This window comes from Pseudomonas sp. MD330_10, from assembly GCF_042610415.1.
Classification (GTDB): domain Bacteria; phylum Pseudomonadota; class Gammaproteobacteria; order Pseudomonadales; family Pseudomonadaceae; genus Aquipseudomonas; species Aquipseudomonas rhodesiae.
Map to the genome: position 1 here is coordinate 327,063 of NZ_JBHGZU010000006.1, position 22,251 is coordinate 349,313.

Genomic DNA, 22,251 nt, shown 5'->3' on the forward strand with positions numbered 1-22,251 from the left:
GGCGATGGACTGGCCAAGGCCGATTACCGTATGACCCTGCACACCGGCTACAAAGCCCCCCAACCCAGTATCGCGGAGAGTGCACCCCAGCCCGGTCACTTCAGTGAGTTCGACATTGCGCCGACCTTCAGGGACGACATCGCCAGCCTGGCCGAACACCCCAGGGGCCTGGACACGCGTTACGCCCCCAGCGGTGCCCGCAGTCGTGCAGCATTCGATGCCTTTGTGGCGCTACGCACGCAGTTGAAGGCCAAGGCCCGAGCGTTTTTTGCCGACTATCACGCCACGCCCCGACCGGAACTGCCGCACCTGAGAACGGACACCACACCGGAAGCTTTCCTCAAGCAGGTCAGTGACAGCACGTTCTCGGGGCTGGTGATTGGCGAAGCCCACTCGGCCCAGGCCAGCAAAGCGTTCCTGCGCAAACAGATGAAGACCCTCAAGCAACAAGGCTTCAAAACCTTATATGTCGAGCACCTGCTGACCGACCTGCATCAGGCACAACTGGACCTGTTCCATCGCACCCAGCGCCTGCCCGACGGGCTCAAGGCTTACCTCAAGCGCCAGGACAGCGGGCATATGCCGCTGTACCGAGGCCCTAACAGTTATTCCGAAGTGATTCAGGCCGCCGGCAAATACGGCATTCGCGTTCGCGCCCTGGACTGTACCGCCAGCTATCACGTCAAAGGCCTGGAGGGCATCACCGATCGCAATCAACTGTTCAGCTATTTTGCCGCTCAGGTAATCAAGGCAGACCAGACGGCCCATGGCCCGCACAAATGGGTGGCGTTCGTGGGCAGCGGCCACACCAATACTCAGCTCGGGGTGCCGGGGCTGGCCGAATTGCAGGGCGCCATCAGCCTGCATATTCGCGACGTCGCGCCCACCCTGTCGCGCAGCCTGCATCGCGGTTATTGGGAGACGGACATTCAGGGCGCCTACTGGATTGCCGTGCGTAGCGACTTCAAGCTGGACGTCGGTATCGCAGGCACCCAGACGCCCCTGCCCTTTCCTGCCGCCGACCGCTCGAAACTGACTCGACCCGGTTTCTTTCTGGTGGAACGCCCATCAGCCGCCGAAACCAACATCCTGCACCGCTCCCGTAGCGGCGAGATCGTTTCCACGCCCATCCAGGTGGATGACAACGGGCTGTTTTTCATCGACCGCTGGAACATGAAAGAACAGCGCTTCGAGTTCCAGAACACCCTGATCGAAGCCTTGAGGGAAGAGGTGAAACTGACACCGGCCCCCTGAACACCGGCCACAAAAAACCCGCCGACCATAAAGGCTCGGCGGGTTGCTTGGAGTGGCTGCCGGCAGATCAGAAATCCGCCAACGACCACACTTCATACGCAGGTGTTTCGTAGGGATGGCTGACCTTTAACGCAGCCACTGCGGCTACGATCAAATCGTCCGCCACCACCATCTCAACTTTCCACTCATCGACCACTTCAACCTCGCCGACTTGCCCGAGAAACGGCTGGCTGCCGTCCAACGCGCGAAACTGGCCGCGGCCCAGCACTTGCCAGGCGCAGCTGTCGTAGTCGCCGATGCGCCCGCCGCCAGCTGCAAAGACGGCGGTTTTCACCGTCTCCACATGGCTGTCGGGCACAAAGAAGCTGAGCTTGTACACCGCCTCAGTTCACCCACACGCGCGCGTTGCGGAACATGCGCATCCAGGCACCGTCTTCGTTCCACTCTTCAGGACGCCACGAGTTCTGCACCGCGCGGAACACGCGCTCCGGGTGCGGCATCATGATGGTCACGCGGCCGTCGCGGCTGGTCAGGCCGGTGATCCCACGCGGCGAGCCGTTCGGGTTGGCCGGGTAGGTCTCGGTGACCTTGCCGTGGTTGTCGACGAAACGCAGGGCCACGGTGCCGGACAGGTCGGCTTCCAGCAGTGCCTCTTCGCTTTCGAACTCGGCATGGCCTTCACCGTGGGCGATGGCGATCGGCATGCGCGAACCGGCCATGCCTTGCAGGAAGATCGAGTTGGACTCCTGCACCTGCACCATGGCGACACGGGCTTCGAACTGCTCGGAGCGGTTGCGCACAAAGTGCGGCCAGAACTCACTGCCCGGGATCAGCTCGTGAAGGTTGGACATCATCTGGCAACCGTTGCACACACCCAGGGTGAAGCTGTCGTTGCGCTCGAAGAAGCCCTGGAACGCATCGCGGGCACGGCTGTTGAACAGCGCCGACTTGGCCCAGCCTTCGCCGGCACCCAGCACGTCGCCATAGGAGAAACCGCCGCAGGCCACCAGGCCCTTGAACTCGTTGAGGTCGACGCGACCGGCGAGGATGTCGCTCATGTGCACGTCGATCGCATTGAAGCCGGCGCGGTCGAACGCCGCCGCCATTTCCACCTGACCGTTGACACCCTGCTCACGCAGCACCGCCACCTGTGGGCGGATGCCTTTCTTGATGTACGGCGCGGCGATGTCCTGGTTGACGTCGAAGCTGAGCTTGGTGCTCAGGCCCGGGTTGTCTTCTTCCAGGATCACGTCGAATTCCTGCTCGGCGCAGTCGGCGTTATCGCGCAGGCGTTGGATCTGGTAGCTGGTCTCGGCCCACTGGCGTTGCAGCAGACGACGCTGACCGCTGAACACGGTGTCGCCGTTGAAGGAGATATTGATTTCGCCGTTGTTGATCGGCTGACCGATCACCGCGACGCAATCGGCCAGGCCGGCCGCGCTGAACTGAGCCAGCACATCCGGAGTGGCGTCCTGACGGACCTGGATCACTGCACCCAACTCTTCGTTGAACAGGATGCCGTTGATCTCGGACGCATCCTCGGCAACGCTGTCGAGCACGATGTTCAGGCCGCAGTGACCGGCGAAGGCCATTTCCACGACGCTGGTCAGCAAGCCGCCGTCGGAACGGTCGTGGTAGGCCAGCAGGTGGCCGTCGGCGTTAAGGCCCTGGATCACGGCGAAGAAGGCTTTGAGGTCTTCGGCGTCGTCGACGTCCGGGGCCTGCTTGCCGAGCTTGCCGTGGGTCTGCGCCAGGATCGAGGCGCCCATGCGGTTCTGGCCACGGCCCAGGTCGATCAGCACCAGGTCAGTGGTGCCCTTGTCCATGCGCAGTTGCGGGGTGAGGGTCTGGCGGATGTCGGTAACCGGCGCAAAACCGGTGACGATCAGCGACAGCGGCGAGGTGACGCTCTTGTCGGTGCCGTCTTCGTTCCAGCGGGTGGCCATGGACATCGAGTCCTTGCCCACCGGGATGGTAATGCCCAGCTCAGGGCACAGCTCCATGCCGACGGCTTTCACGGTGTCGTACAGGCGCGCGTCTTCACCCGGGTGGCCGGCGGCGGACATCCAGTTGGCCGACAATTTGATGTCAGACAGCTTGCCGATGCGCGATGCGGCGATGTTGGTGAGGGTTTCGCCAATGGCCATGCGGCCCGACGCCGGAGCGTCCAGCAGGGCCAGCGGGGTACGCTCGCCCATGGCCATGGCTTCACCGGTATAAACGTCGAAGCTGGTGGCGGTGACGGCCACGTCAGCCACCGGGACCTGCCACGGGCCGACCATTTGGTCACGGGCCACCAGGCCGGTGATGGTGCGGTCGCCGATGGTGATCAGGAAGCTCTTGCTCGCCACGGCCGGGTGATGCAGCACGCGTTCGATGCTGTCGGCCAGTTCCAGCTTGCTTGGGTCGAAATCATCGCCCAGTTCGGTTTCACGTACCGCCGAACGGTGCATGCGCGGGGCTTTGCCCAGCAGCACTTCGAGGGGCATGTCCACCGGGCTGTTGCCGAAGTGGCTGTCGGTGACGGTCAGTTGCGGTTCGGCAGTGGCTTCGCCGACCACGGCAAACGGGCAGCGCTCACGCTCGCAGATGGCCTGGAAGCGCGCGAAGTCGTCGGCGCCGACGGCCAGCACGTAACGCTCCTGGGATTCGTTACTCCAGATTTCGTGCGGGGCCATGCCCGGCTCGTCGTTTGGAATATTGCGCAGTTCGAAGCGGCCACCACGGTCGCCATCGTTGACCAGCTCCGGGAAGGCGTTGGACAGACCGCCCGCGCCGACGTCGTGGATAAAGCTGATGGGGTTCTTGTCACCCAGTTGCCAGCAACGGTCGATGACTTCCTGGCAACGGCGTTCCATTTCCGGGTTTTCACGCTGTACGGACGCGAAGTCCAGGTCCGCCGAGCTGGTGCCGGTGGCCATGGAGGAAGCAGCGCCGCCGCCCAGGCCGATCAGCATCGCCGGGCCGCCGAGCACGATCAGCTTGGAGCCGACCAGGATCTCGCCTTTCTTGACGTGTTCTTCACGGATGTTGCCCATACCGCCGGCCAGCATGATCGGCTTGTGGTAACCGCGCACTTCATCGCCACGGGGGGTGGTGATGGACTGTTCAAAGGTACGGAAGTAGCCGGTCAGGGCCGGACGGCCGAACTCGTTATTGAACGCGGCGCCGCCCAGCGGGCCTTCGATCATGATGTCCAGCGCATTGACGATGCGCTCGGGCTTGCCGTACGGCACTTCCCACGGCTGTTCGAAGCCCGGGATCTGAAGGTTGGAGACGGTGAAACCGGTGAGGCCGGCCTTGGGCTTGGCGCCGCGACCGGTAGCACCTTCGTCGCGGATCTCGCCGCCGGAACCGGTGGCTGCGCCTGGGAACGGGGCAATCGCGGTCGGGTGGTTGTGGGTCTCGACCTTCATCAGGATATGCACCGGCTCCTGCACCGCGCCGTACTGGCGGGTCTCGGGGTCCGGGAAGAAACGGCCGGCGACGGAGCCGACGATTACCGAGGCGTTGTCTTTATAAGCAGAAAGAACACCTTCGCTGTGCATCACGTAGGTGTTCTTGATCATGCCGAACAGGCTTTTTTCCTGGCTTTCGCCGTCGATGTCCCAACTGGCGTTGAAGATCTTGTGGCGGCAATGCTCGGAGTTGGCCTGGGCGAACATCATCAGTTCGATGTCGTGGGGGTTGCGCTTGAGGCCGTTGAAGGCGTTGACCAGATAGTCGATCTCGTCTTCGGCCAGGGCCAGGCCCAGTTCGGTATTGGCCTTCTCGAGGGCGGCGTGGCCACCGCCGAGCACGTCAATCGCGGTCAGCGGCTTGGGCTCGGCATGGCTGAACAGACCGGCGGCCTGTTCCAACTGGCCGACGATGATCTGGGTCATGCGGTCGTGCAGGCTGCTGGCGATCAGCTCGGCTTCGGCCTCGCTGAACTGCCCGGCGACGTAGAAGGCGATACCGCGTTCCAGCCGCTGGATATTCGACAGGCCGCAGTTGCGGGCAATGTCGCTGGCCTTGCTCGACCAGGGCGAGATGGTGCCGAACCGTGGCAGAACCAGGAACAAGCGGCCGGTCGGCTCTTGAACGGGAACGCTTGGGCCGTACTTCAGAAGGCGTGCCATCACTTGCTGTTCGTCGGCGGTCAAAACGCCGCTCACGTCGGCGAAGTGAGCAAATTCAGCGTACAAGCCTGTAACAGCTGGAACCTTCTGGCTCAGTTGCTCAAGGAGTTTGCTGTGGCGAAAGGCAGAAAGGGCAGGAGCGCCGCGCAGGATCAACATCTTCGGGACAGCCTCGGGAAGGGGTGTGCTTTGAGGCCGTGCATTCTAGCGTAAACCGCCGCCAACGGCACCCGAAACGGCATCGCTGGCCGCTGCCGAACGTCAGTTGGCCGCGATTGCACCTTATCGCGGCGTCATCCGCTGCATTCCGCGCAGTTATTTTAACCGTCACAAACGCCCGCCAACGCCCATTTCTGCGGGCTGCAGCACAGTTTTGGCGGCGCTAGCAGACAAGTCCTGCGCTGTCGAGATATGGCGCCGTGGGCCGTTTGCGTATACTGCGCAGATGTTCTCCCCAACTGCTTTGCGCCCGCGATGCGCCAGATGGCTCATCGCAACCGGACTCTTCCTGATGCTCAGCGCCTGTGTTGATAAACCCAGCACGCTCGAGCGAATCAAGGAGGATGGCGTATTGCGGGTGGTTACTCGAAACAGTCCAGCCACTTATTTCCAGGACCGCAACGGTGAAACCGGTTTCGAGTACGAACTGGTCAAGCGTTTTGCCGATGACCTTGGGGTGAAGCTGGAAATCGAGACCGCCGACAACCTTGACGACCTGTTCGGCCAGTTGGGCAAACCCAACGGCCCGGTGCTCGCCGCCGCCGGCCTGGTGAGCAGCGAACAGCGTCAGCAACAGGTGCGTTTCTCCCATCCTTATTTGGAAGTCACTCCGCAGATCATCTACCGCAACGGCCAATCGCGGCCGACCAACGCGGCGGATCTGGTGGGCAAGAAGATCATGGTGCTCAAGGGCAGCACCCACGCCGAACAACTGGCCGAGCTGAAAAAGCAAAATCCTGCCATCGAATACGAAGAATCCGACGCGGTCGAGGTGGTGGATTTGCTGCGCATGGTGGACGAGGGCCAAATCGACCTGACCCTGGTGGACTCCAACGAAGTGGCGATGAACCAGGTGTACTTCCCCAATGTGCGCGTGGCCTTCGACTTGGGCAATGCCAGCAACCAAAGCTGGGCCGTGGCCGCCGGGGATGACAACAGCCTGCTCAACGAGGTCAACAGTTACCTCGACAAGGTGCAGAAGAACGGCACCCTGCAACGGCTAAAAGACCGCTATTACGGGCATGTCGATGTACTGGGTTATGTCGGCGCCTACACCTTCGCCCAGCATTTGCAGCAACGCCTGCCCAAATATGAAAAGCACTTCCGGGCATATGCCAAGGCAGAAAAGGTCGATTGGCGCCTGCTGGCGGCCATCGGTTACCAGGAATCACTGTGGCAGCCGGCCGTCACCTCCAAGACCGGCGTGCGCGGCCTGATGATGCTGACCCAGAACACCGCCCAGGCCATGGGCGTGTCCAACCGCCTGGATGCCCGGCAAAGCATCATGGGCGGCGCCAAGTACCTGGCGAAGATCAAGGACGAACTGGACGACAAGATCGCCGAACCGGACCGCACCTGGTTCGCCCTCGCCGCCTACAACGTGGGCACCGGCCATCTGGAAGACGCTCGCACGTTGGCCAAGCGCGAAGGCCTGAACCCGAACAAATGGCTGGACGTAAAGAAAATGCTACCGCGCCTGTCGCAGAAGCAGTGGTATAGCAAGACCCGCTACGGTTACGCGCGGGGCGGCGAACCGGTGCACTTTGTGGCGAACATCCGGCGCTACTACGACATTCTCACCTGGGTGACCCAGCCGCAGTTGGAAGGCAACCAGGTGGTCGAAGGCAACCTGCATGTGCCGGGTATCGACAAGACCAAGCCGCCGGAAGACACCCCGCCACTCTAAGCGCAATATTTTCAGACTCCGCCAATTGGCTTTACTTGGCTCAAAGGCCGGTGAGCAGATGGACTACGCCGCCCGGTAACACCATCACGCCAGCAATACCCGACGCCCTTAACCCTGCCTCATCCAGCCGCCCCGCATCCTCCAACTGCACCCGCACCCGCGTCAGTGCCACGCGCTGTTGCGACTTGAGGTTATCCGCCCCGCCCAACGCACTCAGCACCTCGGCCGACAACTCATTCTGCGTTGGCGCGGCTACGGTTTCCGCCACCAGATCCGGAGTAAGGGCCTTCCAGAACGCCCGCTGCAATTTCTCGAACATGCTCAAAGCTCCACGACAGGTGAGGTTTCAACGGTGGCCGCCTGGTACATGCGCAATGCCTCGCGCACTTGGGCGGCTTCTTCCAGGCCCAGGACCTGACGGGCGATGATCTGGCAGTCAGCCAGGTCCAGTTCGCGCACCGTGGCCTTGATAGTGGGGATCAACGGGACGCTGACCGACAGCTCATCCACCCCCAACCCGATCAACACCGGCACCGCCAGCGCTTCGGACGCCAACGCACCGCACACGCCGACCCACTTGCCGTGGGCATGGGCAGCCTTGACCGTTGTGTCGATCAGCCGCAACACCGCCGGGTGGAAGCTGTCGGCCTGACTGGCCAGGCGCGGATGGTCGCGGTCCATGGCCAGGGTGTATTGGGTCAGGTCATTGGTGCCGATGGAGAAAAAGTCCACATGGGGAGCGAAGACGTCCGCCATCAATGCAGCGGACGGCACTTCGATCATGATGCCCAGTTTCGGTAGCGTCGCGAGCCCGAGCGCCGATGCTTCTTCTTGAAGAATCCGCCGAGCCAGGTGCAACTCAGAGAGCAGGCTGACCATCGGCAGCATGATATGCAGCCGCGCGAAACCGGCGCTGGCGAGGATCGCGCGGAACTGTTCGCGCAACAATTGCGGCCGCTCCAGGCATAGGCGAATGCCGCGCAGACCGAGGAATGGGTTGTTCTCGGCCTCCATCGGCACATAGGCCAAAGGTTTGTCACCGCCGACATCCAGGGTGCGCACCACCAGGTTGCGCTCGGTGCCCAAGGCACGGGCGATGGCGGTGTAGGTGGCGGCTTGTTCGTCGGGGCTGGGGGCGCGGTTGCGGTCCAGGTAGAGAAATTCCGAACGCAGCAGGCCGACGCCTTCGCCGCCCAGGCCCAGGGACTGCTCCACTTCCGGCAACGAAGCAACGTTGGCGGTGACTTCGACATGATGCCCATCGCGGGTGATTGCAGGAACACCGGCCTGCGCCATGTCCCGCTGATGACGCAGCAGCTGTTGCGCGCGCGCCGTTTCCAACTGCTCGATTTGCGCCAGGTCCGGGTCCAACTGCAACGTACCCTGATCGGCGTCCAGCAAGACATACCGAGCATTGGCCAGCGCCAGCACTTCAGGCGACACGCCGCAAATCGCCGGCAGGCCAAGGGCCCGGGCGAGGATGGCGACATGGCTGGTGGCGCCGCCGCCGACCGTGACAAAGCCCAGCACCTTGCGCGTGTCCAGGCTGGCGGTTTGCGAAGGGGTGAGTTGCTCGGCGATCAGGATCGCGCGCTCGGGCAAGTCCCAAGCGCTGTCTTGAATGCCGAGGATCAGTTTCAACACACGCTGGCCGACATCCGCCAGGTCCGCGGCCCGCTCGGCGATCAGCGCATTGCCCAAGCCCTGGAAGAGTTCCACGGTGGCGGCGGTGGCGCGGTTCCAGGCAAAGGCTGCGCTCTTGCCCTCGGCCAATAATCCGTGGGCTTGTTCCAGTAACGTCGGGTCTTCAAGCAGTTCCTGATGGGCACGAAAGATCTCCGCCTGGGCACTGCCGACGGCATCGTCCTGCAAGGCTTGAAGCGCTTGGGTCGCAGCCGCCAGACCACGGGCCAACGCTGCCTGCTCAACGGCCTGCCCGGCGCCCTGCTCAGTGATGTTCAACACAGGCTCGGCCACTTGAAACACTTGGCCGAACGCCGCCCCCGGCGATGCACACACGCCCCTTAGTAGCGTGGCCGGCAACACCGGTTGCTCCGGTGCTGTCGGTGTCGTAACGGCCTCGCCACAGCCTTGCGTCAACAACGCAACCAACGCCGCGATCGCGGCCTCGGCGTCTTCCCCCGCCGCACTCACTTGCACGCTGTCGCCCTGCAAGGTTTGCAGGGCCATGATCGCCACCAGCGATTTGGCATTGGCGCTCTGGGTTTGCTTGTGCAGGTAGATGCTTGCGCTAAACGCTTTCGCGGCCTGGGCCAATACAGCCGCCGGGCGGGCGTGCAGGCCGTTGGCATTCGGCAAGGTCAGCGGCTTGGAGAACAGGGCGTCGCCCTCCTCCTCATCGGCCTCTTCTACCCGATTGCCAGGGGCTACCTGCAACACGGGCTGGCCCAGTTCCACCAGGCCGCTTGCCAGAGGCGTGAAGGGCTCGCCGCTGACCACCAGCATCAGGGTCAGCACACTGCGCGCGTTGAGCGCCACATAGTCGGCATCGAATTCGATCAGGGCTTGCCCTGCCTCCACCCTCTGGCCTTCCTCGACCAGACGGGTGAAGCCCTTGCCGGCCAGGCTTACAGTGTCCAGGCCGATATGCATCAGCACCTGCACGCCGTTGTCATCGGTGATGCTGACCGCATGCCCAGTGTCCTGGATATTGCTGATCACCCCGGCCAGCGGTGCGCAGAGGGTCTGCGATGTTGGGTCGATGCACAGGCCGTCGCCGATCATGCGGCTGGCGAATACCGGGTCGGGCACCGTGTCTAGCGCCAGCAGTACACCCGACAAGGGCGCCCGCAATTCCAGGGTTTGCGTTGCGATCATGACTTCACCTGCTGTTTTGTTCTGTAAAAATCACGGGGTGGATGCGAATGCCAGGGGTGACTTATTTCCACCAGTATTCAACCTGCACGCCCACGTTCGACCCATGCCGCGCCGTGCCATAGGAACCGGTGTCGGACAACGCCGAGCCCGCCGCCAGTTCATTCGCCGCACGCTTGGCCGCTTCGTTCCAGGTCGCATAGGTGTAGTACAAGCGCACTTCCGGTCGCGCCCAGAAATCCGGGCCTTTGGGCGACCAGGTCGGGGCGAAGGTAAATTTGCTTAGTTTGCGCGTGCCGCCGGTGGCGTCGACTTGATCGTGCCCCAGTTCGGTGACCAGTTTGAATTGTTCGCTGAGCGCATACGCAGGCCGTATGCCGATGGACATCCAGGTCTGATCCTGGCTGCCGGGCCGAATGTCCTTCTGGTACACCGCCTCGATCTGCCCACCGAAACGCGGGGTCACCTGCCAGTCGAAAAACTCCACGGCGCGATAACTTTTGCTGCTGTTGTCCAGAAAGGTATTGCCGGTGTAGCCCAGGCCGGTGCCGGGGCCTTCGCCGTACTGCAGGGCGAATTTGTTCTTGCCGCCCAGGAAGGGTTTTTGCACATGCTGCGCGGTCAGCGCCCAACCGCTGTGGGTATCGCGCCCACCGGCCTTTTCGATATAGCTCAAGCCCAGCTCCAGCTCGCCGCCGGGGTTGGTCTTGAAGCCCGCGACGTTGAAATCGTGACGGGTGGCGTATTCCTTCTGGTACAGGTTGTCCTTGCGGGAAATCGCATAGCTGTACTTGAGGTCGCCGATCAGCACGTCCTCGATACCGCCGCCCGTGGCGCTCTGGTTCCAGTAGTAGAAGTCGGAAATATGGATGTCGTTACGTTTGTAGTAACGCCGACCGGCCCACAGCGAACCACCGTTGAGGGCAGGCAGGTTCGACCACTGCGCATACATCTGCGGCATGCGCGCCGAGCCGTTGTCTTCGCCTTGGAATTTAAGGGCGCGGTCGTACTTGTTGTAGAGCGAGGCCATCGCATCGACGCTGAGTACCGAGCCATCGTCGAAGGTCAACAGGTCCTGACGCAGTTCCAGTTCGGCGTACTGCTCGCATTCGTTGCCCAGGCGGTATTTGGTTTGCGCCCCCGGCAACTGGAAACACTGCTGTGGGCCACTGCCCGTGGAAGTCCCCGCGCCACTGCGCAGGTAACCGGCGAATTCCAGGGCCTGGGCGCCGAATGGCAGACTCAGGCAGGAGGCAACGAGGCCGAGCTTTACGGTGGTTTTCATGAAGCACTCCAATATTTTTATTATGTTTTTTTGCAGCGCCCCTGCACTCCCATACAGGGGTTACAGCGGGTCTCAGTCCTTCAAATGCAGCACAAAAGATTCGTACGGACGCAACACCACCGTGGTGGTGCGTTGCGGGCAGTCGGGGTAGTTGCTGATCAGCAGGCGTTGCTCGGTCGCAGCACCAATCACCTCGTCAGGCAGTTGGATCTCACAGGGCTGGCCGTAGAAGTTGTTCAGCACCAGCAGGCGCTCGCCGAGGCCTTCGCGCAGGTAGGCCCAGACCTGCAAATGGTCTTGCAGCAGTGGCCGGTAAACGCCCTCTTGGATCAGCGGTTCGTGACGACGCAAGGCGATCAGCGCGCGGTAGTGGTGCAGCACGGAGTCGGGATCGTCGAGTTGGTGTTCGACATTGATGTGCGCCGCACTGGCCGGGATGCCGATCCACGGCTCGCCGCTGCTGAAACCGGCATTTGGCTGCGCGTTCCATTGCATGGGCGTACGGCCGTTGTCGCGGGACTTCTGCATGATCGCGGCCATGCTCGCCGCTTCGGATTCGCCCGCATCGCGCTTGAGGCGGAAGATGTTCAGGGTCTCCACATCGCGGTACTGCTCGATCCTGTCGAAGCCCGGATTGGGCATGCCCAGCTCTTCGCCCTGGTACACAAACGGCGTGCCTTGGAGAAAGTGCAGCGCAGTGGCGAGCATCTTGGCCGAGACCACGCGGTACTCGCCGTCATCACCGAAGCGCGAGACCACTCGCGGCTGGTCGTGGTTACACCAGAACAGCGCGTTCCAGCCGCCACCGGCCTGCATGCCCAGTTGCCAGTCGGAAAGGATCTGCTTGAGTTGCAGGAAGTCGAAGTCGGCCTTCACCCACTTTTGCAGGTTCGGGTAATCCACTTTCAAGTGGTGAAAGTTGAAGGTCATCGACAGCTCTTTCGACTCGGGCCGAGAGTAGCGGATGCAATGTTCCAGGCTGGTGGACGACATTTCGCCGACATTGATCAAGTCATGCCCCTCGAAGACTTCGCGGTGCATTTCCTGCAGGTACGCGTGCACGTTCGGGCCATCGGTGTAGAAACGGCGGCCGTCGCTGCTGTCTTCAGGGAAATCGGCGGGTTTGGAGATCAGGTTGATCACATCCAGGCGGAAACCGCCCACGCCTTTGTCACGCCAGAAACGCATGAGCTTGGACACTTCGGCGCGCACCTTGGGGTTGTCCCAATTGAGGTCGGCCTGGGTGTGATCGAACAGATGCAGGAAATACTGGCCGGTTTGCGCCTCGTACTCCCAGGCCGAGCCGCCAAACTTGGATTCCCAGTTGTTCGGCTGGTCGCGCCAGATATAGAAATCGCGGTAGGGGTTGTCGAGGCTGCTGCGTGCCTGCTGGAACCATTCATGCTCGATGGAGGTGTGGTTGACCACAATGTCGAGCATCAGCTTGATGCCGCGCTTGGCCGCTTCGGCGATCAGCAGGTCGCAGTCGGCCATGGTCCCGTAGCTGGGGTCGATGGCGTAGTAGTCGCTGATGTCGTAGCCGTTGTCCCGTTGCGGCGAACGCAGGAACGGCGTGATCCACAAACAATCCACGCCTAGCCATTGGAGGTAGTCGAGCTTGTCCACGATGCCCAGCAGATCACCGGTGGCGTTACCCGCGTGACTGTGGAAGCTTTTGGGGTAGATCTGGTAGATCACCGAGTGTTGCCAGTCTTGCATGGTGGGTTCCTTTAGTAGGGTTTTGTGCTGGCCTCTCGGGCCTCATCGCGAGCAAATCGAACCGTCGCGCCGCCCTCCCACAGGGTGTAAGCATTCCAACTGTGGGAAGGGGGCTTGCCCCCCGATAGCGATAGTTCAGGCGACGCGATAACCCGGCCGAACAATCTTCATGCTCAACGCACAGGTCAAAACAAACGGCACGACCATCGCGATGCCCATCCCGATCACAAACATCGCGATGGATTGCGGCACGATCGAAATAAACCCAGGCAAGCCGCCCACCCCGATGGCCGAGGCCTGCACCTTGTTCAGCGACAGGAAAATGCTGCCCAGGGCCGACCCCACCAACGCCGCATAAAACGGAAACTTGAAGCGCAGGTTCACCCCGAACATCGCCGGTTCCGTGATGCCGAAATACGCGGAAATCGCCGAGGTGGAGGCCATGCTTTTGTCCCGCGCATTGCGGGTGGTGTAGAACACGGCGAGTGCGGCACTGCCCTGGGCCAGGTTGGACATCACGATCATCGGCCAGATAAAGGTGCCGCCCTGGGTGGAGATCAGTTGCAGGTCCACGGCCAGGAACATGTGGTGCATGCCGGTGATCACCAGCGGCGCATACAGCAGGCCGAAAATCGCCCCACCGACCATCGGCGCCAGGTCGAACAGGGTGACCACGCCTTCAGTGATCAGGATGCCGAGGTGACGGGTCACCGGGCCGATGATCGCCAGGGCCAGCACGCCGGTGACCACAATGGTGGTGATGGGCACTACCAGCAATTGAATCGAATTGGGCACCCGTGCCCGCAGCCACTTCTCGATCACGCTCATCACATAGGCGGCCATCAGGATCGGCAGGATCTGCCCCTGGTAGCCGACTTTTTCGATCCTGAACCAGCCGAAAATGTCGAAGTACGGCAGGCTCTGGCCATCCAGACCGGCGACGGCCTTGCCGTAGTTCCAGGCGTTGAGCAGGTCCGGATGCACCAGCATCAAGCCGAGTACGATGCCGAGGATTTCACTGCCGCCGAAACGCTTGGCCGCCGACCAACCCACCAGCGCCGGGAGGAACACGAACGAGGTATTGGCCATCAGATTGATCAGGCTCCACAGGCCATCCAGGTTCGGATAGGCCTCCAGCAGCGTCTTGCCCTCGATGAACATGCCCTTGGCGCCCATCAGGTTGTTGATGCCCATAAGCAGGCCGGCAATGATCAGCGCGGGCAGGATCGGCATAAACACATCGGAGAACACGCGGACCAGGCGCTGCATGGGGTTGGTCTTGTCGCCGCCGGCTTTCTTGACGTCGGCGATGGTCGAGGCGGCAAGGCCGGTTTGCTCGCGCAGGGCGGCGTAGACCTTTTCCACTTCGCCGGGACCGATCACCACCTGAAACAGGCCGCCGGTAAAGAACGAACCCTTGACCAGATCGACCTGGTTCAGCGCGCTGCCATTGACCCGGCTGGGGTCCTTGAGCGCCAGGCGCAGGCGAGTCACGCAGTGTGCGGCTTGCTCCAGGTTGTCGCTGCCTCCGAGGTGCTCGAGGATCTCGCGGGCGATATTCGAATAGTCGTGGCTCATGCTTGGTTTCCACTTTGGTTTTTTTATTTGGGGCAGTCATTGGCAGCACGCCGAAAGCAAAAGTACTCGTACAGACGAGTTAAAGCAACAACTCGTCTGTACGAGTTTGAAATTGTTTTTTCCTGATTTTCTGTAGGAATCTGCTGAGCCCCATGGAAGCCGCAGCAACCAAGGGCTCAATGGACAAACCCTATCGGTAGCACTAAGGTTCGAGCCTGAATAAGCCGGGCACAGAGCCATCCCCATGAGCAAATACAACCAGATCTATAGCGATCTGCTTGCCAGCATCACCACTGAACGCCTGCAACGTGGTACGCGCCTCCCCTCCGAAACCGAATTGATGGACAGCTACCAGGCCAGCCGAGGCACCGTGCGCCGCGCCATCGAACAATTGCAGGAGCGTGGGTTTGCGCAAAAGATCCACGGCAAGGGCACGTTTGTGTTGTCGCCCAACCCGATCGAGTTTCAGCTGGGCGGCATCGTCAGCTTCCACGAAACCCACGCCGACCTCGGCGATGACGTCCTGACCGAAGTGGTCGAATTCACCCAGATCCCGCTGGAGGGTTCGCTGCTGCAACACATCGAAGCCGAACCCGGCACGCTGATCACCCGCATCAAACGGGTACGACACATCGATGGCAAACGCGTGATCCTCGACATCAACCACTTCGTCGCCGACCTGATCCCAGGCTTGGACCGCACCATTGCCGAGCAGTCGATCTACGCGTTCATCGAACAGACGTTGCAGCTGCAAATCAGCTACGCCCAACGCACCATCAAAGCCCTGCCACGCAGCAAAGACGACCAGGCCCACCTGGACCTCGACGGCCAGAGCCATGTGATCGTGGTGAGCAACCAGACATTCTTCCAGGATGGACGGCAGTTCGAGTACACCGAGTCGCGGCATACGCTGGATAAGTTTTACTTTTCGGATATTGCGCGGCGGTGAGCCGAGTCAGGAAAAAGCAATGGCGTTAAGTCATCTGCTGCGAACTCCCCCTATGTTGAGTAGAGACTTTTCCTGCCGTCGACCATTGGCCGGCGTCTGTAAAGCCTGGTTGGTGATGCTCAGCGCGCTTCTCATCGCCTGCCAGACGCCGCGTGAGGCGCTACAACAACTAGCTCAAGAGCATGGCCGACACTGGGAGGTCTTGCCGGGACATGCGTTCCCCCTCTTCATCCTTGCACCGCGAACTGCCGAAGAAATGACTCGCCTGCGTGTCTATTTGGAAGGCGATGGGCATTCCTGGGCCACGGCCACACAACCCAGCCTGGACCCAAGCCCGCATAATCTCTTGGTGCCACGGTTGGCGGTCGACGATCCGACGCCGAACGTTTACTTGGCACGCCCCTGCCAGTTCGTGATGGCCGCAACCTGTCAAACCTCACTCTGGACCGATCGACGATTTTCTCAGGCAGTGGTCGACCGTCTCAGCCAGGCCATGGACCAACTGAAACAGCGATATGGCAATCGTGAGTTCGAACTGGTGGGGTATTCAGGAGGCGCCGCTCTGGCATTATTGCTGGCGGCGCAGCGCAATGATGTAACCCAAGTGCAAACCCTTGCCGGCAATCTCAGCCCACGTCTGTGGGCGGCGATGAAAGGGTTGTCCCCGCTCGACGGTTCACTGGAACCGCTGGACTACCGTGATCGACTCGTCTTAATACCCCAGCGCCATTTCATCGCAGAAGCTGACTCAATCGTTCCGAGTCATTTAGCCGATCAGTACCAACAGGCACTTGGCTCGCCCCTCTCCCAATGCGTGCATGTACCAGGGGCAAGTCATGATGAGGGGTGGGAAGCGGCATGGAGCCGATGGGCTAAAACTCCGTTGGCGCATCAGCGTCTTGAGACTGAGAGTAGGCAGATCCCTTTGAAACAACCCACTACCTCCCCCATCAGGCTCCGCGCGGCCCGTGACAGCGCCAATGACCCTGAAGTTCCAGCTATTGCTGATTAATTCCGTAAAGTTTAAAAAAATAACTGAAACGTCGCATTTTTTAGCTTTTTTCCCGGCCTTAGTCATTTTCTTGATGAATTGTCCTACACGCATCGTGTAAATTCGGCCGCGCTTGAATCAGCACTCACTGACAAGCTGGCAGGGATGCCTAAAAGACGGACGCTGACGCGCGCGTTATTCCCTGTCAGTTTCCGCCCTGTAAGGATACTGCCTTGAACATTTCCCACCTGCGCCGCTCGTTGTTGGCGCTGTCCGTTGCGGCTGCCACTGCCACTGCCACGGTCCATGCCGCACCCGCACCCGACTTCAACTATGACCTGAGCAACGGGGCCTACAACAGCGACGGCGATGTTTTCAATAACGCCACCCTGGCCGGGACCTCGCAAAACGCAGGTGTCGGCCTGCTCAACGTGACCCTGGCGGGCAATCTGATCAATCAGGGCAACATCAACCTGACGACCACCAGCCCCAGCGACGTCCCGTCCGGCATCGCCGTACTTCTTAATTCCAACATCGCGGGCGACCTGGTCAATAACGGCGACATTACGGTGAGCGGCAACGGCGCGATGGGGCTGGACCTGTATCAGGCGAATATCGCGGGCAACGTAAACAACAACGGCAAGATCAGTGTGACTGGCCAAAACGCCAACGGCATGATGATCACCTCGACTCAGGCGCGCATCAATAACTCGGGCACGATCACCGCTCGCGGCCTCGATTCAGCGGGCATCGAGATCGAGAACGCGCGCTTCACCGGGCAGATGACAGGCGCGCCCTTCACAAGCGATATCAACAACAGCGGGACTATCTCCGGCGAAGGCATGGGTATCCACTTCGTCAACCTCGACACCTCCGGCGGCTTCGACACCCTCTCCATCAGGCAGACAGGTGGCCTGATCGAAGGCGGCATTGCGGCAATTCTGGTGAACGACAACGCCTCACCCTCGTATTTCTACTGGCAAGGTGGTCAGGTCAAGGGTGACCTGCTGGGCCTCAGTGGCGTGCTGGTGCAAGGCGAGGCGATGTTCGATGGCTCGACCATCCGCGCCGGTTTCGTCGATATCGACGGTGGCCGCCTGACGCTGCTTCGTCCGCAGACCACCATCGTCGGCGACCTCGACATGGACAGCGACACTGCGCGCCTGCGTCTGCTGCTTGATAACGACACGCTGCCCAACGCGCCGATCCTGAAAGTCACCGGCAATACCTTCTTCTCTGCAGGCAGCCAGATCGAATTGCAGGCCCGCTCCGATGACTTCCGCACCTCGGCCGCGGGCAACCGCTACACCCTTATCAATTCCGGTACGTGGGAAGACCCGGAGAACCTGTCCGTGGTTTCCTCCTCGGCCCTGCTTGAAGTGAAGAACTTCGGCATTGAAGGCCAGGACGTGAAAGCACTGGTTGCCACCCGCAATGATGAAGTCGTCACACAAGACCTGCTGGGTGCCCACGGCTCGCGTAATGCGGTGAATGCCATCAAGCCGTTCAAGAACACGGTGATGGGCCAACTGGACGAAAGCGACCCGGTATTCCAAAGCTTCGCCAACGCCGCCACCGCCGAAGAGCTGGCCAAACTGGCCGAAACCCTGACGCCGGATGTCAGCCGTGGGGCGATCAACGCTGCCACCAACAGCCAGACCTTGGTCGCAAGCGCCATCAACCGTCGTGCCAGCAAAGCGCGCAGCGGTTTGTCCTCCGGTGACGTGCTGGCAGAACAAGGCGTATGGCTGCAAGCGCTGTCCAGCGATGCCGACCAAGACAGTCGCCACGGTGTCGCAGGCTACGACGCCAACACCAACGGCATCGCCGTGGGCGCCGACGGCAAGGTCAACGCCGAGACCACCGTAGGCCTGGCTTACAGCTACCTGACCAGCGACGTCAAATCCGACCTGGGCAACAAAACCGATGTCAGCGGCCACGCATTGACCCTGTACGGCAACTGGGCCCGTGACAACTTTTTTGTCGACACCTCGCTGATGTATGGCTGGAACGACAACGAATCCAAACGCTACATCGCCGGCACCCGTGCCAAGGCCGACTACGACAGTGAGATCTTTGGCGTCAACGCACTGGCCGGCTACACGTTCCAGCTCAACAAGCAGTGGCTGCTGGAACCTCAGGTCGGTGCGCGCTATGCAAATGTGTCGATGGATTCGTACCACGAGAAAGGCAGCTCAGCCGCCCTCAACGTCGGCAGCCAGCGCTATGAAATCGGCGAAATGGGCCTGGGCGCTCGCCTGGCGGCCGCTTTTGACCTAGGTGCAGGCAGCCTGGAACCGGAAGCCAAGCTGATGGCCTGGCACGACTTCATCGGCGACAAGGCCGGCACCACCTCCACCTTCGTACTCGGCGGCACCCCATTCACCACCACCGGCGCCACACCAGCGCGCGACAGCTACGAGCTGGGCCTGGGTGCAAACTACCGAGTGGGCGCTTGGAGCGTCGGAGGGACATACAACTACCTGACCAGCAGTGGTTTCGACGCCGACACTTTCAGTGCGAACGTGCGTTACGACTTCTGATAAACCCCTTCGCTAGAAACAACAAAACCCGCCAATGCGGGTTTTGTTGTTTCAGGCTGGTGGTTTGCGGCGGGTGGGCGCCGTAGCCGACGCATCGTAGGCATCGCCAACAGCTGCTAAGTTTCGTAGGAAATTTTGTAGGTCTTGCCTAGCCGTTCGACACGTGCAAACCCGAGTTCGCCAAGGTGCATACCCGCGATAAGAATCTTATCCGAGCTAACAACACTCAATAGTTTGGATCGTGTTTCGGCGCTAAGAAGCGGATCTTGGTCGAATGCAATGGACACATCGGGACGAGCAATCTGAATTTGGGGGAAATGAACGATATCCCCCCAAACCAGCAGACTACGATCATTGGAATCGAGACGATAACCGCAATGTCCTGCGGTATGCCCCAGAAGAGGCATCGCACTGATGCCAGGCAGAACTTCGTTATCAGTAAAAGTGCGCGTCTTCTCCCGATACTGATCGAACACCTTGCGAGCAAACAGAAAGTTGTCACGAGCCCGCTCACTCGCTCGGCTGAGGTTGCCATCATCCTTCCAAAAAGAAACCTCGCGCTGGTGGACGACTAACTCTGCATCGGGAAAGGCTGCTTCCCCTGAAGAGTCAAGCAGGCCACCAACATGGTCGGGATGTGCATGGGTCAGAAGAATGGTGTCAATGTCAGCGGGTTGCACCCCAGCAAGCGCGAGATTCGCCTTTAACTTTCCGCCCCACTGCTTGAAACCACCAGCCCCCGCATCGATGAGGATCGTGCGGCCCCTTCCACGCACCAGGTAACAGTTGATGTGAATCGAGGATGGGTCGCTCACACCTGCGTCCTGCTGCAACTTGTAAGCCTGCGTAGGATTAATGTTGGAGAGAAGATCCAGACTTGCGCAAAGGTATCCATCACTGATGGCCGTAATCGAAAAGTCGCCGATCTGCTGGCCCGGAAATTTCATGTCGTTCATTGCGGCACTCCTTGCGAATCATCAGTTCCGCGCGTAGAGGGTATCGGCTGGATAGCCGAAGCAACGGATGTGTGCCGTGAGCCCGGCATGGCGTTTTATTGCCTCATCCAGTCGCGCCATGAAATCGTCCATGACCGATGGCGTTCTGAACGGTTCGAGGCGGTACTTGATTTGCGCGTAAGCAGGATGCCCACGCCCCTGGCGAGCAGCGACATAGATGACATGCACGTTGTCCAGCGCAGCCTGGAGGACGTCCGTGCAAAGCCGGGTGCATCGTTAGGTGAGTTCCGCCAGATTCGCTTCGGGCGGCATCTTTTGCGCCTGGATAAAGATCGTCAGGTTAGGCATATCGATTCTGCCCCTGCGTCTGGGGCGCTGCTCCATTACCACTGGTCAATTGCGCAGCCATCGGGGCATAGAGGTGTACGTTCTTCGGAAGGGGATCTGCACCAAGACTAATGGCGCTATCCAGCTTCGCCAGCCACCTGTTCTCAGGACACTTCTCCAATGCGACCGCCCACATCTGCTCAGGCGTGAGCCCCATCTTGATGAGCGGCTCGGGACCGACTGCGCTCACGATCAGATACTCGCCTTCACCGATGGCAGGCGCGCGCTCAAGGCCGCCGTAAAGATTGCGGTGCCAATCGGTAATGTGCTGCTGCCAGCGTGCGAAGTTGCCCCCGCCCTTCTGGCGATACTCATCACTTTCAAGCACAGCCAGACCGTCGATCAAGTGCATGGCCAGGTACACAGGGCAACCAGCGCTAATCGCTTTGAAGCGTTGCGAAGTATGGAACCCACTCACGGAAATAAGCGCGGGTAGCTTTTCCAGGCTATAGAAATCATTCCACTGTGCTTCGCTGACTGGGTCGGCAAAGCTGCACTCGACGGTATAGATCATGGATAGCTCGCTACCGGCCTTTTCGTAGGTCCGGCCCTCCTTGTTGATGTCTAGTCATGCTATGACCTTGATCACGGCGTATAAAACGATTATTCGGTATGCTTCAGTGACGAAAGATCAAGCTAAGCTGGATCGCCATCATCAGAACGGGAACGCTCATGCGAAGGAAGATCCCCAGCAGCACGGCACTGACAGCATTTGAAGCCGCCGCCCGCCACGGCAGTTTCGCGCGCGCGGCAGAGGAACTGTCTTTGACTGAAGGAGCTATCAGTCGCCAGATCGGCCGGTTGGAAGCCTTCCTCGGGGTCACGCTGTTTGAGCGGGTCGGCAATCGTGTCCGACTCCTTCCTAACGGAGAGCGTTACGCGGCCCAGGTTCGCGAATCACTTGACCGCTTGGATCGGGACAGTCAGTACTTGATGGGGCAGCCGAACGATGGCGCAAGCCTGGACATTGCCACTATCCCGACGTTCGCGATGCGATGGCTCATCCCTCGCTTGGGACGCTTCCAGCAGAAGCATCCGAACATTACTGTGCATTTGGCCGAGCGCATGGAGCCCTTGGTCCTGGCCGGCAGCGGATTCGATGCTGCCATCCATTTCGAACACCCGGCGTGGACGGGCATGCAAACTCACCAACTTTTGCATGAAGTGCTGGTTCCGGTTTGCCATCCTGGACTTCTGACAGGACGCAATCGAACAACCGCATTGGACGAATTACCGCGCCTTCACCGACGACAGAACCCTGACGCTTGGCAACACTACTCCCAAGAGGTGGGAAGCCCGCTGACCAATCCTGCAATTGGCGCACGCTTTGATCTCCATGGAATGTTGATAGAAGCCGCATTGGCCGGCCTCGGCGTTGCGCTAGTACCGCGCCTGTACGTTGAGACCGAACTGGCGTCAGGAAGCCTGATCGCCCCGTGGCCGGACGGAAAAACCATCTCTAAAACCTTCTGCCTCATCCTCCCTGAGCCCATCGAATTGGGTAGAGAGCCAATACAAGCTTTTGCTCAATGGCTGCTCGACGAAGCAAAGAAGGGAACAGAACTTGCCCGCGGCGATCATCTTCTTCGCCTCCCCTAGACGCTCACACGCTTGAGCCAGGGTGATCCCGCCTAAGCCGTAACGACCGGAGCTGACGTCACACAAACACGCTACCTGGCGATGCACAAAGCTGCCAGAATTTGCCAGCCCCAAAAAGCCAAAAGCCC

The 22,251-nt window shown here is 60.6% G+C and carries 15 protein-coding genes; 6 read left to right on the forward strand and 9 right to left on the reverse strand.

What is annotated here, in order from left to right; translation table 11 throughout:
- Positions 1–30: 30 nt before the first annotated feature.
- Positions 31–1,254 carry a membrane-targeted effector domain-containing toxin gene (locus ACFZPT_RS12715; RefSeq protein WP_256593255.1) on the forward strand — a complete coding sequence of 408 codons (1,224 nt, stop codon included), beginning with the start codon at positions 31–33 and terminating at the stop codon, positions 1,252–1,254.
- A gap of 67 nt (positions 1,255–1,321) precedes the next feature.
- On the opposite strand, the gene ACFZPT_RS12720 is transcribed toward ACFZPT_RS12715, so the two are convergent.
- Both ACFZPT_RS12720 and purL read right to left on the reverse strand, forming a co-directional pair.
- Positions 1,322–1,633, reverse strand: coding sequence for a YqfO family protein (locus tag ACFZPT_RS12720; RefSeq protein WP_034100364.1), 312 nt, complete (start codon positions 1,631–1,633; stop codon positions 1,322–1,324).
- A gap of 4 nt (positions 1,634–1,637) precedes the next feature.
- Entirely contained in the window at positions 1,638–5,534 is a 3,897-nt protein-coding gene (gene purL / locus ACFZPT_RS12725) for a phosphoribosylformylglycinamidine synthase (RefSeq protein WP_034115019.1), read from the reverse strand.
- 286 nt (positions 5,535–5,820) lie between these two features.
- Here purL and mltF point away from each other — a divergent pair, with 286 nt between their 5' ends.
- Positions 5,821–7,281, forward strand: a complete 1,461-nt coding sequence (gene mltF / locus ACFZPT_RS12730) for a membrane-bound lytic murein transglycosylase MltF (protein WP_034100367.1) — start codon at positions 5,821–5,823, stop codon at positions 7,279–7,281.
- A gap of 40 nt (positions 7,282–7,321) precedes the next feature.
- Here the strand turns inward: mltF and ACFZPT_RS12735 are convergent, their stop codons facing one another.
- The 5 genes from ACFZPT_RS12735 to treP form a co-directional block, all read right to left on the reverse strand.
- Complete coding sequence (locus ACFZPT_RS12735) at positions 7,322–7,600, reverse strand: PTS transporter subunit EIIB (RefSeq protein ID WP_034100369.1); 279 nt, start codon at positions 7,598–7,600, stop codon at positions 7,322–7,324.
- Between the two features lie 2 nt (positions 7,601–7,602).
- The gene (gene ptsP, locus ACFZPT_RS12740; protein WP_034115020.1) at positions 7,603–10,119 is read right to left on the reverse strand and encodes a phosphoenolpyruvate--protein phosphotransferase; all 2,517 of its coding nucleotides are present in this window, start codon (positions 10,117–10,119) and stop codon (positions 7,603–7,605) included.
- Positions 10,120–10,180: 61 nt separating this feature from the next.
- Positions 10,181–11,401 carry a carbohydrate porin gene (locus tag ACFZPT_RS12745; RefSeq protein WP_034115021.1) on the reverse strand — a complete coding sequence of 407 codons (1,221 nt, stop codon included), beginning with the start codon at positions 11,399–11,401 and terminating at the stop codon, positions 10,181–10,183.
- 72 nt (positions 11,402–11,473) lie between these two features.
- Positions 11,474–13,120 (reverse strand): alpha,alpha-phosphotrehalase, encoded by a 1,647-nt coding sequence (treC, locus tag ACFZPT_RS12750; RefSeq protein WP_034115022.1) that lies wholly within the window; start codon positions 13,118–13,120, stop codon positions 11,474–11,476.
- 135 nt (positions 13,121–13,255) lie between these two features.
- The gene (treP, locus tag ACFZPT_RS12755) at positions 13,256–14,698 is read right to left on the reverse strand and encodes a PTS system trehalose-specific EIIBC component (RefSeq protein ID WP_034115023.1); all 1,443 of its coding nucleotides are present in this window, start codon (positions 14,696–14,698) and stop codon (positions 13,256–13,258) included.
- Positions 14,699–14,942: 244 nt separating this feature from the next.
- Here treP and treR point away from each other — a divergent pair, with 244 nt between their 5' ends.
- The 3 genes from treR to ACFZPT_RS12770 all read left to right on the forward strand — a co-directional run bounded on the left by treR (position 14,943) and on the right by ACFZPT_RS12770 (position 19,181).
- Positions 14,943–15,647 carry a trehalose operon repressor gene (gene treR / locus ACFZPT_RS12760; protein ID WP_034100378.1) on the forward strand — a complete coding sequence of 235 codons (705 nt, stop codon included), beginning with the start codon at positions 14,943–14,945 and terminating at the stop codon, positions 15,645–15,647.
- A 115-nt stretch (positions 15,648–15,762) separates the two neighbouring features.
- Positions 15,763–16,659 (forward strand): alpha/beta hydrolase, encoded by an 897-nt coding sequence (locus ACFZPT_RS12765; protein ID WP_256593262.1) that lies wholly within the window; start codon positions 15,763–15,765, stop codon positions 16,657–16,659.
- Between the two features lie 212 nt (positions 16,660–16,871).
- Entirely contained in the window at positions 16,872–19,181 is a 2,310-nt protein-coding gene (locus ACFZPT_RS12770) for an autotransporter outer membrane beta-barrel domain-containing protein (protein WP_034115025.1), read from the forward strand.
- A gap of 116 nt (positions 19,182–19,297) precedes the next feature.
- Here ACFZPT_RS12770 and ACFZPT_RS12775 read toward each other — a convergent pair whose 3' ends face one another.
- Together ACFZPT_RS12775 and ACFZPT_RS12780 are read right to left on the reverse strand one after the other, a co-directional pair.
- Positions 19,298–20,137: an MBL fold metallo-hydrolase gene (locus tag ACFZPT_RS12775; protein WP_034115026.1), complete on the reverse strand. Its 840-nt coding sequence runs from the start codon at positions 20,135–20,137 to the stop codon at positions 19,298–19,300.
- Positions 20,138–20,477: 340 nt separating this feature from the next.
- Positions 20,478–21,038: a hypothetical protein gene (locus ACFZPT_RS12780; protein ID WP_034115027.1), complete on the reverse strand. Its 561-nt coding sequence runs from the start codon at positions 21,036–21,038 to the stop codon at positions 20,478–20,480.
- 158 nt (positions 21,039–21,196) lie between these two features.
- On the opposite strand from ACFZPT_RS12780, the gene ACFZPT_RS12785 reads away from it, so the two are divergent.
- A complete protein-coding gene (locus tag ACFZPT_RS12785; RefSeq protein WP_034100387.1) occupies positions 21,197–22,123 on the forward strand; it encodes a LysR substrate-binding domain-containing protein in 927 nt (308 codons plus the stop codon).
- The last annotated feature ends 128 nt before the right edge of the window (positions 22,124–22,251 follow it).

Excerpts from the sequence above, each read along its gene's own strand:
- ACFZPT_RS12715 (WP_256593255.1), top strand. The coding sequence starts at position 31 with ATGACCCTGCACACCGGCTACAAAGCCCCCCAACCCAGTATCGCGGAG.
- purL (WP_034115019.1), bottom strand. The coding sequence starts at position 5,534 with ATGTTGATCCTGCGCGGCGCTCCTGCCCTTTCTGCCTTTCGCCACAGC.
- mltF (WP_034100367.1), top strand. The coding sequence starts at position 5,821 with ATGTTCTCCCCAACTGCTTTGCGCCCGCGATGCGCCAGATGGCTCATC.
- ACFZPT_RS12735 (WP_034100369.1), bottom strand. The coding sequence starts at position 7,600 with ATGTTCGAGAAATTGCAGCGGGCGTTCTGGAAGGCCCTTACTCCGGAT.
- ptsP (WP_034115020.1), bottom strand. The coding sequence starts at position 10,119 with ATGATCGCAACGCAAACCCTGGAATTGCGGGCGCCCTTGTCGGGTGTA.
- ACFZPT_RS12745 (WP_034115021.1), bottom strand. The coding sequence starts at position 11,401 with ATGAAAACCACCGTAAAGCTCGGCCTCGTTGCCTCCTGCCTGAGTCTG.
- treC (WP_034115022.1), bottom strand. The coding sequence starts at position 13,120 with ATGCAAGACTGGCAACACTCGGTGATCTACCAGATCTACCCCAAAAGC.
- treP (WP_034115023.1), bottom strand. The coding sequence starts at position 14,698 with ATGAGCCACGACTATTCGAATATCGCCCGCGAGATCCTCGAGCACCTC.
- treR (WP_034100378.1), top strand. The coding sequence starts at position 14,943 with ATGAGCAAATACAACCAGATCTATAGCGATCTGCTTGCCAGCATCACC.
- ACFZPT_RS12765 (WP_256593262.1), top strand. The coding sequence starts at position 15,763 with ATGCTCAGCGCGCTTCTCATCGCCTGCCAGACGCCGCGTGAGGCGCTA.
- ACFZPT_RS12775 (WP_034115026.1), bottom strand. The coding sequence starts at position 20,137 with ATGAACGACATGAAATTTCCGGGCCAGCAGATCGGCGACTTTTCGATT.
- ACFZPT_RS12780 (WP_034115027.1), bottom strand. The coding sequence starts at position 21,038 with ATGATCTATACCGTCGAGTGCAGCTTTGCCGACCCAGTCAGCGAAGCA.
- ACFZPT_RS12785 (WP_034100387.1), top strand. The coding sequence starts at position 21,197 with ATGCGAAGGAAGATCCCCAGCAGCACGGCACTGACAGCATTTGAAGCC.